The organism is Polynucleobacter sp. MG-28-Ekke-A2, assembly GCF_035012985.1.
Taxonomy (GTDB): domain Bacteria; phylum Pseudomonadota; class Gammaproteobacteria; order Burkholderiales; family Burkholderiaceae; genus Polynucleobacter.
The window spans coordinates 22,165-37,171 of record NZ_JAYGQU010000009.1 but is presented as its reverse complement, the minus strand read 5'-3'; the positions used below and the strand labels follow the sequence as shown (position 1 = coordinate 37,171).

Sequence of the window (15,007 nt, the reverse complement as noted above, 5' to 3'; positions counted from 1 at the left end):
AGTACAAATGCAAGCATTCGACCTTTACGCCATCCTGCCGGAACTTGTTTTACTTGTAGCAACCTGTTTGTTATTGGTTGCTAGCGTTTATGTTCGCGAAAGAGTGGCATCTACCCCTGGTGTTGAGCAAGACATCTTTCATACTCCGCGTGGAGTTGGCTTCGTGTACTTTTTCTCGCTGATCTTATTGGCGTATCTCATTTTTGCTTTCATTGGACGCATGGGCGATCCAGCGCTTGTAGCAATGAATGGGCTATTTCAGTCTGACCCATTTTCTAACTTACTCAAGGCATGTTCTTGCATCGCTGTTTTGGTGAGCTTGATTTATTCTAAGCAATATTTGATGGATCGCGCTTTATTTCGTCCTGACTTCATCGTATTAGCTCTGCTTGCCTTGCTTGGCCAGTTCGTGTTGATCTCCGGTGCAAATCTATTGACTCTATATCTTGGGTTGGAGCTAATGGCTTTGCCTACGTACGCTTTGGTTGCTATGCGACATAGCAGTGAGAAGAGTGTTGAAGCCGGTATTAAGTACTTTATCTTGGGTGCATTAGCATCCGGTTTCTTGCTCTATGGTATGTCTATGCTTTACGGTGTAACAGGATCATTAGATCTGATTGAGATCTTTAAAACGGTTGCTGACCCACGTGTAAATCACTTGGTTATGGCTTTTGGTTTGGTGTTTATTGTTGCTGGCTTGGCCTTTAAGTTGGGTGTGGTGCCATTTCACATGTGGGTGCCTGACGTTTATCAAGGCGCGCCAACTGCTGTGACTTTGATGATTGCTGCGGCTCCAAAATTAGCTGCATTTGCTTTGTTATTCCGTTTATTGGTCAACACATTGTTGCCTTTACTAGGTGACTGGCAGCCAATGCTGGTCTTGCTCGCAGTTCTATCATTAGTTGTTGGTAACGTCACCGCCATTGCGCAAACCAATATCAAGCGCATGCTGGCTTATTCTGCAATTGCACAAATGGGCTTTGTACTCTTGGGCATGCTGTCTGTTTTTGATGACCATGCATTTAGTGCGTCGATGTTCTACGCAATTACTTATGTATTAACAACGCTTGGCACCTTCGGTTTATTGATGGCATTGTCGCGCAAGGGTTATGACTGCGAAACTTTGGATGGTTTAAAGGGTCTCAATAAGAAACATCCATGGTTTGCTTTTATTGGTCTAGTCATGATGTTTTCCTTGGCTGGCATTCCACCTACCGTTGGGTTTGCTGCTAAGTTAGGTGTTTTGGAAGCCCTGGTGGACGCACAGCATACTTTCTTGGCTGTCATTGCGGTAATCGCTTCCTTGATCGGTGCTTTCTACTACCTCAGAGTGGTTAAGGTAATGTACTTTGATGAACCAGAGCATGACATTACAGTTTCCGGTTCCGGCTTTGCGAAGGGTATCCTGAGTCTTAATAGCATTTTGGTTCTAGTTATCGGGATTGTTCCTGCAGGCTTAATGAGTCTTTGTTTGGATGCAATGCGCCGTACTTTGCTGGGCTCCTAATACGAATCAATGTTTTTCTAAAGGCTCCGTAAGGGGCCTTTATTGTTTTAACTGCCATCAAAATGACATTCAATTTAGTTAAGCTGGTTCAATTATCTACAGACGGAAACTTACCAAATCCCATGACTGAAAAATCATTTGAAGACCTAGCTACCGGTGATAAGCATTTGCGTGAAGAGCGTATTTCTGGTGAAGATATTTATGGTGGAATTTTCTTAAAGATGAAGCGGGATAAGGTCTCGTTGCCTGATGGAGAAGAGGCGATACGCGAATATTTAACACACCCCGGAGCGGTAGCCATTGTTGCGATTTTGGATGATGGTCGGGTCTTACTTGAGCGCCAGTATCGCTATCCGATTGCAAAAACCTGTATTGAAATTCCTGCAGGAAAACTAGACCCTAAAGAGGATCATTTGGTATGCGCGCAGCGAGAGCTTAAAGAAGAAACTGGGTATACGGCAAAAAAATGGAGTTTCATTCGCCGTATTCATCCCGTGATTTCGTATTCAACAGAGTTCATTGATATCTATCTGGCAGAGGAGCTGATCCCCGGTAAAAGCCATCTTGATGATGAAGAGTTTTTGGATGTATTTGCTGCTCCATTGGAGCTATTGATTTCTTGGGTTGAGGATGGCGAGATTACGGACGTCAAAACCACGATAGCCACCTATTGGCTTGATCGCTATCGTAGGGGCTTACTAAAACCGCATCCAATCGAATAGGGTGCATTCAAACCCGATTAAAATAGGGTATTGAATTTATCGTTTTTGCCCCTATATACGTTTTATGAAAGTTTATAACTTAGCCTGCCCGCTAGACCATCGCTTTGAAGGGTGGTTTGCTTCAGAACAGGATTGTCTTGCTCAGCAGGACAAGGGGATGCTTGCGTGTCCAGTATGCGACAGCACAGAGATTACTCGCATGCCCTCAGCTCCGCATATTGGTAAATCATCGTCTACCGAGTTAACTGTATCCAAGTCTGAATCTGAAAGTCTTAGTGGGGGCGTTGTTGCTTTGACTGGTAGCGATCATTCTCAACTTGAGGCTCAAGTACAGGCAGCCTTTTTGAAAGGTATGCGTGAGTTAATGGGTCGCTCAGAGGATGTTGGCAATTCTTTTGCCGATGAGGCTAGAAAAATTCACTATAAAGAATCTCCCGAGAGAAGCATTCGGGGTCAAACTACTTTAGATGAGGCTGAGGCTTTAAGAGAAGAGGGTATTGATGTCCTCTCAATGCCAATGATTCCCGCTCTTAAAAATACACTCCAGTAATTTCTAATTTAATCCTGGCAAATAAAAAAGCGATCCGAAGATCGCTTTTTTACCAACTGCTACCTGATATTACTTAGAGGTAGGCATTACAAACTCCGCCCCCTTAGCAATGCTCTCAGGCCAGCGTTGCATTACGCTCTTTTGCTTGGTATAGAAACGTACACCTTCTTTGCCATATGCATGCATATCGCCAAAGATGGATTTTTTCCAGCCGCCGAAGCCGTGCCAGGCCATTGGCACTGGAATAGGTACGTTAATGCCAACCATACCCACTTGTACGCGACGAGCAAATTCACGCGCAATATTGCCATCGCTTGTGAAGCAGGCTACACCATTGCCAAATTCGCAAGAGTTCACCAAGTTCAGAGCATCCGTAAAGTTAGCAACACGCAAGCAGGATAGAACTGGTCCGAAGATTTCTTCTAAGTAAATCTTCATGTCTGGGGTGACATTGTCAAAAAGTGTGCCACCAATAAAGAAGCCATCCTCATAGCCGGGAACTTTAAGTCCGCGGCCATCTACGAGGAGTTTTGCACCAGAAGCTACGCCAGCATCAATATAGCCAGTAATGCGCTCAAGAGCTGCTTTAGTAACGATTGGACCCATTTCGGCATCGAGCTCCATGCCGTTTTTAACTTTGAGTGTCTTAGTGCGCTCGATCAGCTTTGGCATGATCTTCTCTGCCACATCACCAACTAATACAGCTACAGAAATCGCCATACAGCGTTCGCCAGCCGAGCCGTAAGCAGCGCCAACCAAGGCATCAATTGCTTTATCAATATCAGCATCAGGCATGATCACCATGTGGTTCTTTGCGCCACCTAAAGCTTGGGAGCGCTTGCCAAAGTGAGCGCAACGCTCATAGATGTAATTAGCAATTGGAGTGGAGCCCACAAAACTCACTGCTTTAACATCTGGATTTTCAAGTAGGGCATCAACCGCTTCTTTGTCGCCCTGAACAACGTTGAATACGCCGTCAGGCAAGCCAGCTTCCTTGAGGAGCTTAGCCATGAACAGTGAAGCAGAAGGATCTGTAGGGCTAGGTTTGAGAATAAAAGTGTTGCCGCAAGCAATCGCAACCGGGAACATCCACATTGGCACCATGACTGGGAAGTTAAATGGCGTGATACCAGCAACTACACCTAAAGGTTGACGCATAACCCAGTTATCGATACCTGTCGATACTTGCTCTGTGTAGTCTCCTTTGAGAAGCTCAGGAATGCCAGTAGCAAATTCCACAATTTCAATACCGCGTGTCACCTCGCCTTGGGCATCAGTAAATACCTTGCCATGTTCGGCTGTAATAATGGCAGCCAATTCATCGCGATGAGCGTTTAGCAATTCAAGATACTTAAACATGATGCGTGCACGGCGCAATGGGGAGGTTTGACTCCATGACACAAAGGCTGTTTGGGCATTGGCTACAACTTCATCAACTTCTTTACGGCTAGCAAGCGCAACACGGCGTGCTACTGTTCCTTTGGTTGGGTTGTAAACATCGGCAAAGCGACCATCTTTAGGGTTAACTACATTGCCGCCAACAAAGTGGCCAATATCTTCTTTTGATTCAAAGGCTTGAGGTGCGTTCATAATCTCTTGTGGTGAGTATTTTTCAGGTTTTGGGTAAAAAAGCCGTTTGGCCAATTAGCCTGCACGACTTCGCTGTCTCGTTTATTCTGCTTTTTGAGTATTCTATCGCTTTACGGTAATTTTCGTATCTTTGACCTATTTTTGGGCTTTTAAAGGCATTCTATGAGTCTTTTATTTTCAAGCTATACCCTCAGTTCCCCAAGAGGGCCTCTAGACCTGGCAAATCGCATCGTGGTTGCCCCGATGTGCCAGTATTCGGCCAATAACGGCGAGGCAACTGACTGGCACCTCATGCACTGGGGTAATTTGCTGAATAGTGGCGCAGCACTCTTCATTATTGAGGCTACAGGGGTAAGTCCGGAGGCCAGAATTACGCCTGCTTGTCTTGGGCTCTGGGATGATCGCACTGAAGCAGCTTTGAAAGACAAATTAAGTCGAGCGCGCGGGTTGGCTCCTGCCGTACCTGTTTTTATTCAGTTAGCGCATGCAGGTCGCAAAGCATCCAGTGCAACCCCCTGGGATGGCGGACAATTGCTCCCAACGGATCAGGGCGGATGGGAAACTCTAGCACCCTCAGCGATCCCCCAGTTAGATGGAGAGCGTTTACCTCATGAATTGAGTAAGACTGAATTAAAAAAGCTGATTGATGATTTTGTGGCATCAGCAAAACGCGCAGATCGTATCGGAATTGATGGGATTGAACTCCATGGTGCTCATGGATACTTGTTACACCAATTTTTATCTCCTATAGCCAATCAACGCACGGATGAGTATGGTGGCTCATTTGAAAACCGCATTCGCTTTCCATTAGAGTTATTTGCTGCCGTAAGAGCCGCATACCAAGGAGTTCTTGGCATACGGATTTCAGCTAGCGACTGGATAGAGGGTGGCTGGACTCCAGAAGAAACGGCGAATTTTGCAAAACAACTTAAACCTTTGGGTTGTGATTTTGTACACATTTCTTCTGGTGGTATTTCGCCAAAACAAAAGATTGCAATTGGTCCAAACTACCAAGTGCCTTTTGCAAAGATTGTTAAAGATCAATCGGGTTTGCCAACTATGACTGTTGGACTCATTACCGAACCACAGCAAGCCGAAGACATTTTGCAGGCGGGTGATGCGGATCTCATCGCTTTGGCTAGAGCATTCCTATACAAGCCTCGCTGGGGTTGGGAAGCTGCAGCAGCCCTTGGTGGCACAGTTACCGCAAATGAGCGTTATTGGCGTTGTTTACCTCGAGAAGCCCAGGCCGTATTTGGTGATGTAAAAGTAGGGCAGCGATAAACATTAAAAAATCATATGTTGGGGGAGCGCTAATGAAAAAATATTCGGTGATACGCAGTGCGCTTGTAATTTTGGGGTTTGGGATTTCATGCCTAGTTATGGCTGAATCCTTTCCGGATCGTCCAATTACTTTAGTAGTCCCCAATCCACCTGGTGGGCTGGTTGATACTTCGGCACGTCTATTAAGTGAGCCGTTGACGCGTGTGATCGGTCAACCGGTGATTGTTGACAACAAGCCGGGAGCAAGTGGCAATACCGCCTATCAGTATGTTGCCAAAGCAAAACCCGATGGCTACACCTTATTGATTTCCTATTCTGGTTATCACGTTGGTAATCCCGCTTTATTCGATAAGCTTCCGTGGGATCCCATTAAAGATTTTTCTCCAATTGCCTTACTGACTGTTTCAACCAATGTCATTGCAGTACACCCTTCAGTTCCAGTAAACAATCTGAAAGAATTCATTGCATATGCAAAAGCTAATCCAGGTAAATTAAATTACGCCTCACAGGGCAATGGTTCTGTATCGCATATTGGTACGGAGATCTTCAAGCAAACTACCGGTGTGGATATGGTGCATGTTCCATACAAGGGATCTGGCCCAGCCATTCAGGATGTTTTGGCGGGGCAGGTACAGGTATTTATTAGTACGCCACCCTCAGTCATGCAACACGTCCAAAGTGGAAAACTCAAGGGGCTTGCTGTGACCGGCAAAAATCGTCACCCTGGTATGCCAAACGTACCAACCACCGCTGAAGCTGGTCTACCATCATTTCAGTTGGAATCATGGGTGGCCCTTTATGCGCCTGCAGGAACACCTGCAGCAGTGGTTACCAAGCTCACTAATTCTGTAAAGCAGAGCTTGGCATTACCTGAAATTAAAGAGCGTGCGGATGCTGCTGGTGTTGAACTTCGTTACTTAGGACCAAACCAAACTGATGCGCTAGTTAAGAAAGAGATCCCTTTCTGGGCTAAAGCAATTAAAGCGGCAAACATTACTCTCGATTAAGGGCTTGGCTAAGCCTGATCTCGCAGGGTGGGGTCAGGTAATGCCAATGTAAATGCCCGGGCAGCGCTCAATAAGAAATGATCTTTACCTGGGCCTGCAATGAGTTGCACGCCTACTGGCAATCCGTTGGGGCCACTGCTTACGTTGATATTGATGCAGGGCAAACCTAGAAGAGTCCAAGCTCTAGAAAAAAGTGGATCTCCCGTGCCATTTTTAATATTGGGCGCTTCGCCATTTGCACTTGGGGCAATCAAGATATCAACTTCATTATTAAATAAGTCTTCCATGGCCGCCCTTGACTTATCGGCAAGGCTCAAATCTTTTGCATATTGCTCGTAGCTAATTTCAGCGCCTTCACTAAGTTGCTTCAGAAGTTGTGGGCTGAGCTTTTTAGCGTAATGCACACGTTCAAAAGTAAGGCTGCGTGACATTTCAGAGATCATGATGCGAGTTTGCGCTTGGGTGAGTCCATCACATGTCTTTGGTAACTTCAGATCAATTACGGTGCCTTTAGCAATCATCTCGGCAGCATGCCGGGCAACAGCAAGCGCTGTAGCAGTTTCTTTTTGTGCAAACGGCCAGCTAGATGTTTTGCAAATGGCGATGCGGGGTTTGTTATGCAGGACTTCAATATTTGCTAGTTGATGATCGCCACTCATGGCAGCTACACCAAGACCCACATCTTCTACTGTTCTACCAAAGCAACCCATGGTGTCGAGTGTTATAGAAAGACTTTTAATTCCCGCAATACTCACTTTGCCATGACTAGGTTTAAAACCCACTACACCACAAAAAGACGCAGGGCGAATGATTGAGCCAGCAGTTTGACTGCCGGTTGCTAGTGGAACCATAAAATCGGCTACCGCAGCCGCAGAGCCGCTAGAAGAACCGCCGGGTGTGTGCTTTGGGTTATGGGGATTTGTTGTTAAGCCACTCTTAAATGTTGCAAATTCTGTTGTAACGGTTTTGCCTAAAATAATGGCACCAGACTGTCGCATCAGGGCAACCGCCACAGCATCGGCAACTGGATAGTGGTTGGCGTAAATGGGTGAACCATAGGAGGTCGGCAAATCATAGGTGTCATAAAGATCCTTAACCCCAATTGGGAGACCATGTAATAGGCCCTGAAAGGCACCTTTATCAAGCTGTTTGGCGCGAGATAAGGCATTTTCCTTTCCTAGGCTTGCCCAGGCCTTAACAACGCTCTCTTTTTGTCCTATGCGGTCTAGGCAGGATAGGAGTAAATCAGTGGCTTTAATTTCCCTCTTAGAGAGGGCTTTGATGGCTTGGGTAGCGCTTAGGCTTTCTAGATCTTTCATGGACTCATTCTACTTATGGTGGCGTATGATCGCAATTGATGGTTTTTGTCCTAGATTTCGATAGAAGAGAAGTTAAATGAAGCAACATACAGTCCGTGAGGCTTGGCTAGAAGACGCCGTAAGGCATCTTGAGCCGGTCTTTTCAAAAGCAGGTTATGCCATCCCTCCCGTCAGGGTCTCATGCGGATTCCCGGCCTCTAGTAGTCCTAGAACAACACTAGGCCAATGCTGGCCACGTGAGCGCTCAGGTGGTGGCGTAAATGAGATATTCATTTCCCCTAAGTTGGATGAGCCTGTTCAGCTTTTAGATACCTTAGTTCATGAACTCTGCCATGCAGTGGATGACTGTTTTAGTGGCCATGGCGAAGATTTCAAGGGAATCGCTCAAACGGTGGGTCTGGAAGGCCCTGCCAGAATGGCTCATGCCACTGAGGAGCTCACTGTAAGACTGATGATGATTAGTCAGGAGCTTGGCCCTTACCCGCATCAAGCGATTGTTTTCCCGCCCCCAAGGCCTAGCAATGCTAGTCGAAGTAAGGCTAAATGTGGGCAATGTGGCTACGAGGTAACTTTGCTCAAGAAGTGGGCCAGTTATGGAGCGCCAATCTGCCCCAAGGACAATATTCGGATGCTAGAAGCTGTTCCAGAGACCATTGAAAATACCACTGATTACGATAGTGAATCAGTTGAAAAGGGTAGCAAGAAGGCGCCAGATGAAATCCGTCGCGCTATTAGCTAGTTATTTGTAAAATTCATCTTCAACAAAATAAAACGAGACACATCATTTATGAACGCAAAGAAAATATTTAAGAATCCAAAGATTGCCGTTATTCCTGGGGATGGTATTGGTAAAGAAGTGATGCCGGAGGGCGTACGTGCGCTAGAGGCAGCCAATCGTAAATTTAATCTAGGTATGCAGTTTGATCATTTTGATTTTGCAAGCTGTGATTACTATCTCAAGCATGGGAAGATGATGCCGGATGATTGGTTCGATATCCTCATGAAGTACGATGCGATCTTTTTTGGCGCTGTAGGTATGCCGGATATTCTGCCTGACCATGTTTCACTCTGGGGCAGCTTAATTCAATTCCGCCGTGGCTTTGACCAGTATGTCAATTTGCGTCCAGTACGTTTATTGCCCGGTGTGCCTTGCCCACTTGCCAACCGTAAGCCCGGTGACATCGATTTCTTTGTAGTACGTGAGAACACTGAAGGTGAATACTCCAGCGTTGGTGGCAAGATGTTCCCGGATACCGATCGTGAAATCGTGATTCAAGAATCTGTCTTCACTAGACAGGGTGTTGACCGAATTTTGCAATACGCTTTTGACTTAGCCCAAAGTCGCCCTAAGAAGCATTTAACTTCTGCAACCAAATCAAATGGTATTGCCATCACTATGCCTTATTGGGATGAGCGTGTAGAGGCAATGTCTAAGAAATTTGCCGATGTAAGAGCCGACAAATACCACATTGATATTTTGGCGGCTCACTTCGTTATGAATCCAGATCGCTTTGACGTTGTCGTTGCAAGTAATTTATTTGGCGACATTCTCTCGGATTTGGGTCCTGCATGTACCGGCACCATTGCGGTAGCACCATCTGGCAGTATCAATCCTGAAGGTAAATTCCCTTCCTTGTTTGAGCCGGTTCACGGTTCAGCGCCTGATATCTTTGGCAAAATGATCGCCAACCCAATTGGTCAGATCTGGAGTGGGGCGATGATGTTAGATCACCTTGGTTATCCAGAGGCTGGTAAAGCAATATTTAGTGCCATTGAAAAGGTATTGGCATCTGGTCCAGGACATGCGCCTTTGACACCAGATCTTGGTGGCACCGCTAAGACAGATGATTTGGGTAAGGCGATTGCCGCAGCAATCTAACTAGTAATCTACTAATTAGGCAGTAGCATTTAAAGGACTCCAAACGGGGTCCTTTTTACTTGCCTTGGCAATTTCTGCCAAGATTTTTTCATGGCTTTCAAGGTCATCATCTGATGCAGACAGCACCATGAGATTAGTTGGTAAAGCTTTGGTATGACCAGTAGAGTCTGCTCCCACTGTGTAGTCAATCAGATCAATCGAAAGGTCTTCTTGACCCCTTGTCATCGATACGTAAACTTCAGCTAGTAACTGGGCGTCTAATAACGCGCCGTGCAAAGTACGGTGTTTATTACTAATTGAAAAGCGTTCACACAGCGCATCTAATGAATTGCGCTTTCCAGGGAACATTTGACGCGCGTCGAGCAGTGTGTCGGTAATCTTGGAGGCTAAATTTCTGAAGGGAGGGCGCTTTAGAAGGGCAAACTCGTTATCTAAGAATCCCAAATCGAAGGCTGCGTTATGAATCACAATTTCAGCGCCATCAACAAACTCAATTAACTGCTCAACGATGTTTGCAAAAATCGGTTTATCAGATAAAAACTCTCTAGAAAGTCCGTGGACTGCAAAGGCACCAGCATCAATATCGCGTTCAGGATTAATGTAGTAATGGAAAGTTCTATCGGTAAGACGACGACCAACCATCTCCACGCAACCAATTTCAATAATGCGGTCGCCGGTGGCTGGATTAAGGCCAGTAGTTTCAGTATCGAGAATAACTTGACGCATTAGGTGCCCTCTAGAACAGCAGGTGGAATATCCAACGGACCGTTTCCAGCATATTTATCCAGATAGAGATAAATCACCGGTGTAATGATCAACGTTACGAACTGAGAAAAAATCAGGCCACCAGCAACACTAATGCCTAAGGGTTGACGTAACTCTGCACCGGCACCCAAACCTAAAGCAATAGGAATAGCGCCCATCAGCGCTGCAAACGTAGTCATCATGATGGGTCGGAATCGCAAGATGCAAGCTTCACGAATGGCCTTCTCGGGAGACATGCCTTGATTGCGTTGAGCATCCAGGGCAAAGTCAATCATCAGAATTGCATTCTTTTTAACAATACCAATCAAAAGCAAAATACCAATAGAGGCAACTATGGTCAGCTCAAAACCAAATAAGCGTAATGTCAAGATTGCACCTATCGCTGCCGATGGTAAGCCAGCCAAAATGGTGAGAGGGTGAATGTAGCTCTCATAAAGAACGCCAAGCAAAATATAAATTACGCCCAGCGCAGAGAGAATGAGGATTAATTGGCCTGATTGGTTACTTTTAAATACAGCCGCATCACCACCGTAGCTGGTAATGATGGAAGACGGTAGATCGATAGCTCTTGTAAAGGACTCAATCTGCTTGGTTGCGTCACCCAGGAAAACGTCAGGCGCCAAGTTAAACGAGAGTGTTACTGCCGGAATTTGGCCTTGATGGTTTACGGCTGTTGGTCCAACGGTGCGGGTAAAGCTAGCCAGGCTTGATAACGGAATAAGTTTGTCAGTCGCACGACCGCGCACGAAGATTTTGTTCAGATCAGACTCATATTGACGATCTTCAACAGCGCCCTCAAGGATGACGTAATAGGTGTTTACTGGGGTATAAATGGTAGATACCTGCTTTTCTCCATAAGTGGAGTAGAGGGCTGATCGGATATCTGCAACACTAACGCCAGCGCTTGCAGCCTTTTCACGATCGATATCGATTTTGACGTTCAAGCCTTTCATTTGAGAGTCGCTAGTTACGTCCCTGAACATCGGATCAGCACGCATTTTCTGCATTAATTTATCGGCCCACTCATTTACACCTTCAAAGCCTACGCTTTGCAGTGTGAATTGATAGCGGCTCTTGCTGCTCTTTCCGCCAAGCTGCAAGTTCTGCACGGGGCGCATATAGACCTGAAGACCCGGAATTTCTTTGAACTTATTACGTAAGCCCTCCATAATCTTCGCCATTTTGGCTCGATCACTTTTGGGTTTGAGAATAATAAATATCCTACCGGTGTTGTAACCAGAGCTAGCGCCACCGCCAATGACGGAAATAGAGCTAGCCACATTGGGATCAGTGTTTACCAATTCAGCAGCTTGATCTTGCAGGGCAAGCATGGCTCTAAAGGAGATATCTTCGGAAGCTTCTGTAGTGGCCAGAATTTGGCCAATATCCTCTTCCGGGAAGAAACCTTTGGGGCTGTTCATGAAGAGTGCAACCGTAATGACAAAGGTAGATAGAGCGCCCCACAAAACTACTTTACGATTTTTCAGAGCTAGATCTAGGTAGTGAATATAGGTTTTGAGCATCCAATCAAACAGACGATCAAACTTTTTATTGATTGCAAACTCTTTGGCATGCTGCCCTGGTTTTGGTAGAAAGCGACTACAGAGCATTGGGACCACAGTCAGCGATACAACTGCAGAGACCAAAATAGATAGAGAAACTACTACAGCAAATTCTCTAAAGAGGAGGCCAATCGGACCGGCCATAAAGAAGAGTGGAATAAATACAGCTACCAAGGAGATGGAAATAGAGATGATGGTGAAGCCAACTTCTTTACTTCCTTTGAGTGAGGCCTTCAGTGGATCCATGCCTTGCTCAACATAGCGCATGATATTTTCAAGCACCACAATAGCATCGTCCACCACCAGACCAACGGCTAGAGTGATACCAAGGAGTGAAATATTGTCTAGGCTATAGCCCATGAAATACAACAGGAAAAATGCACCAATCAGTGAGATTGGAAGGCTGATAGATGGGATTACAGTGGCTGATATATGTTTTAGGAACAGAAAGATCACCAGAATCACCAGCAAGACTGTCAGTGCTAGTGTGAAATTAACGTCATGAATCGCTTCAATAATAGAAAGGGAGCGATCATTTAATAGTTGCAGCTTGATTGACTCAGGCATTTGCTTTTGCAGCTGAGGCAATAAGTCTTTAACTGACTTCACTACTTCAACAGTATTGGCACTTGGTTGCCTTAGAACAGCAACTGCTATGGAGCGTTCGCCATTTGAGCTGGCAAGTGTTTTGACATCCTCATAACTTTCAACAACATCAGCTACATCTTTTAAATAAATTGGTAAGCCATTCTTTTGGCTCACAATTAAATTAGCATATTCTTCTGGTCTGACTAGCTGAGGATTGGCATAGATGGTGATCGCTTGACGTGGCCCATCCAATACTCCCACTGGGCTATTAGAGTTTGCTTTATTTATGGCTAAGGCAATGTCGTCGACAGTCAGGTTTCGATTGGCTAGTGCATCAGGATGAACGCGGACGCGAACGGCATAACGTTTGGCGCCGTAAACCAATACCTGTGCAACACCACTAATTGTGGATAAATTTGGTGAAACGAGATTTTCTGCGTATTGATTGATATCAGAAAGGCTGATTGACGGTGAGCTCATGCGCACAACCAATACAGGTGTATCTGCCGGATTAATTTTGCGATAGGAGGGCGGTACCGTCATCTCTATCGGAAGACGCTTTTGGGCTCGCAGCAACGCAGCCTGCACATCGACAGCGGCCTTATCAATATCTCTGTCATTATTAAATTCGAGAGTAATACTGGTGCTACCGAGAGAGTTGGTAGAGCTAATGACGTTAATTCCGTCAATTGTCGAGAACTCTTTTTCAAGAGGAAGTGCAACTGCAGATGCCATGTTTTCTGGAGAGGCGCCGGGTAAGGAGGCGCTGACAGAAATAACAGGAGTATTAAAACTTGGTAATGCCGCTACTGGAATCTTGACGTAAGCTACTGCGCCAGCTATGACGGTAGCTACAGAGAGCAATACCGTCATTACCGGACGCCGAATACATAATTCGGAAAGTGTCATTTCTTATCTGTGGCTGAAGGAGTTGCAGGGGCAGTCGCACCGGCATTGGCTGGGGCTGCTGGCGATGGATTCTTGGCTTCACGGACTTTGCCACCAGGACGCAAGTTTTGCTTACCTTCTACTACCACTCTATCACCAGCCTCAATGCCAGTTACAACGGTTGAGCCTAAATATTCGTAAACCACTTTAATTGGTTTAGCAACAGCTTTGCCATCCTTATCTACAACATAAACCATTTTTCCACGGGCATTAATAATCACCGCTTGAGATGGAATTGCCAAAGCATCCTTCAAGGTATTTGCTACTAAGGATACGCGGGCAAACTGGCCAGGCAGCAAGGTTTTGTCATCATTGGGAATCTGCGCTTTAACACGGACTGCTGCGATCGATGGATCTACTTGATTGTCAATCACCAAGACCTTTCCTTCGTATGTCTTTTTTCCGCTATCACCGACGACTACTTTGACGGTCATAGCTTCGCCATCCAGCTGATTCTCGAGCATGACGGGAATGTCTTTTTCGGGAATAACAAATTGCACATTAATTGGGTTTAACTGCGTAATGGTGACCATAGAGCCTACACTTGAAGTGGCAGTAGAGCTGGTTGCAGTTGAAACGATGTTGCTGGCTTGAACTAATGAACCTGGAAATACATTCACGATTCCGGCGCGACCATCAATTGGTGACTTAATGTAATCAAAGGACAGTTGCACTTCTGCGGAACGAGCTGCCGCTTGCGCTGACTTAGCATTGGCTAAGGTGGTCTCTAAGGCTGCTTTAGAAATAAAGTTCTTCGCAACGAGCTCTTTGGCTCTGAGGTATTGCTTTTGGGCATCATCGGCAAGGGCTTTAAGCTTTTCAAAGTTAGCCTTGTCGTTGCGGTCATCCAATGTAAACAGCAAATCGCCGGCTTTAACTTCTTGACCATCTTTAACTTCAATCTTAGCTACGGTATTGGTAACCATTGGTCGGATATCAACAATACTGTTGGAGACGATCGTGCCAGTGGCCTCGATAATGAGAGGAACATCTTTCTTCTCGACTACTACTGAAGTAATCGTTACAGGACCGCCCGATTTTTCAGAAGCGGGGAAGAAATAATCGTAAGCCTTAGAACCCGCGTAAAGAACAATCAGCACGAATAAGATGCGCCACTTAAATTTCACTACAAATGATTTAACGGTTGGATAGTCCAGCTGCTTGATTTGATTTAATCGAGGAGAGTGTTGTTGCCAAAGTGAGCATAAGCGAGCCTTGCCACTGTTTTTAAATTGCACGAGTTTGGCAACAGCCTTATCGAGTGAAGATTCTATTTTTGACACAGT

At 45.7% G+C, this 15,007-nt stretch carries 12 protein-coding genes; 7 read left to right on the top strand and 5 right to left on the bottom strand.

The window, feature by feature from the left end; translation table 11 throughout:
* Nucleotides 1–7 precede the first annotated feature (7 nt).
* From nuoN to VC188_RS07105, 3 genes are all read left to right on the top strand, one after another.
* Nucleotides 8–1,507: an NADH-quinone oxidoreductase subunit NuoN gene (gene nuoN / locus VC188_RS07115; RefSeq protein WP_323483482.1), complete on the top strand. Its 1,500-nt coding sequence runs from the start codon at nucleotides 8–10 to the stop codon at nucleotides 1,505–1,507.
* 122 nt (nucleotides 1,508–1,629) lie between these two features.
* Complete coding sequence (locus VC188_RS07110) at nucleotides 1,630–2,229, top strand: NUDIX hydrolase (RefSeq protein ID WP_323483520.1); 600 nt, start codon at nucleotides 1,630–1,632, stop codon at nucleotides 2,227–2,229.
* Between the two features lie 64 nt (nucleotides 2,230–2,293).
* Nucleotides 2,294–2,779, top strand: a complete 486-nt coding sequence (locus VC188_RS07105; RefSeq protein WP_323483481.1) for a DUF1178 family protein — start codon at nucleotides 2,294–2,296, stop codon at nucleotides 2,777–2,779.
* Between the two features lie 69 nt (nucleotides 2,780–2,848).
* Here VC188_RS07105 and VC188_RS07100 read toward each other — a convergent pair whose 3' ends face one another.
* Nucleotides 2,849–4,369 (bottom strand): CoA-acylating methylmalonate-semialdehyde dehydrogenase, encoded by a 1,521-nt coding sequence (locus VC188_RS07100; protein ID WP_215319849.1) that lies wholly within the window; start codon nucleotides 4,367–4,369, stop codon nucleotides 2,849–2,851.
* 162 nt (nucleotides 4,370–4,531) lie between these two features.
* Here VC188_RS07100 and VC188_RS07095 point away from each other — a divergent pair, with 162 nt between their 5' ends.
* A complete protein-coding gene (locus VC188_RS07095) occupies nucleotides 4,532–5,653 on the top strand; it encodes an NADH:flavin oxidoreductase/NADH oxidase (protein WP_323483480.1) in 1,122 nt (373 codons plus the stop codon).
* A 98-nt stretch (nucleotides 5,654–5,751) separates the two neighbouring features.
* Nucleotides 5,752–6,660 (top strand): Bug family tripartite tricarboxylate transporter substrate binding protein, encoded by a 909-nt coding sequence (locus VC188_RS07090; protein ID WP_416350499.1) that lies wholly within the window; start codon nucleotides 5,752–5,754, stop codon nucleotides 6,658–6,660.
* An 8-nt stretch (nucleotides 6,661–6,668) separates the two neighbouring features.
* On the opposite strand, the gene VC188_RS07085 is transcribed toward VC188_RS07090, so the two are convergent.
* Complete coding sequence (locus VC188_RS07085; protein WP_323483478.1) at nucleotides 6,669–7,979, bottom strand: amidase; 1,311 nt, start codon at nucleotides 7,977–7,979, stop codon at nucleotides 6,669–6,671.
* Between the two features lie 76 nt (nucleotides 7,980–8,055).
* On the opposite strand from VC188_RS07085, the gene VC188_RS07080 reads away from it, so the two are divergent.
* Together VC188_RS07080 and VC188_RS07075 are read left to right on the top strand one after the other, a co-directional pair.
* Complete coding sequence (locus tag VC188_RS07080; protein WP_072582473.1) at nucleotides 8,056–8,718, top strand: SprT family zinc-dependent metalloprotease; 663 nt, start codon at nucleotides 8,056–8,058, stop codon at nucleotides 8,716–8,718.
* 48 nt (nucleotides 8,719–8,766) lie between these two features.
* Nucleotides 8,767–9,858 carry a tartrate dehydrogenase gene (locus tag VC188_RS07075; protein WP_216862533.1) on the top strand — a complete coding sequence of 364 codons (1,092 nt, stop codon included), beginning with the start codon at nucleotides 8,767–8,769 and terminating at the stop codon, nucleotides 9,856–9,858.
* A gap of 15 nt (nucleotides 9,859–9,873) precedes the next feature.
* Here VC188_RS07075 and dnaQ read toward each other — a convergent pair whose 3' ends face one another.
* From dnaQ to VC188_RS07060, 3 genes are read right to left on the bottom strand one after another with little or no spacing between them, the layout of a single operon-like run.
* Nucleotides 9,874–10,584, bottom strand: coding sequence for a DNA polymerase III subunit epsilon (gene dnaQ, locus VC188_RS07070; RefSeq protein WP_072582471.1), 711 nt, complete (start codon nucleotides 10,582–10,584; stop codon nucleotides 9,874–9,876).
* Nucleotides 10,584–13,682, bottom strand: coding sequence for an efflux RND transporter permease subunit (locus VC188_RS07065; RefSeq protein ID WP_323483477.1), 3,099 nt, complete (start codon nucleotides 13,680–13,682; stop codon nucleotides 10,584–10,586). The genes dnaQ and VC188_RS07065 overlap by 1 nt, the downstream gene beginning before the upstream one ends.
* Nucleotides 13,679–15,004 carry an efflux RND transporter periplasmic adaptor subunit gene (locus VC188_RS07060; RefSeq protein ID WP_323483476.1) on the bottom strand — a complete coding sequence of 442 codons (1,326 nt, stop codon included), beginning with the start codon at nucleotides 15,002–15,004 and terminating at the stop codon, nucleotides 13,679–13,681. The genes VC188_RS07065 and VC188_RS07060 overlap by 4 nt, the downstream gene beginning before the upstream one ends.
* Between the last annotated feature and the right edge of the window lie 3 nt (nucleotides 15,005–15,007).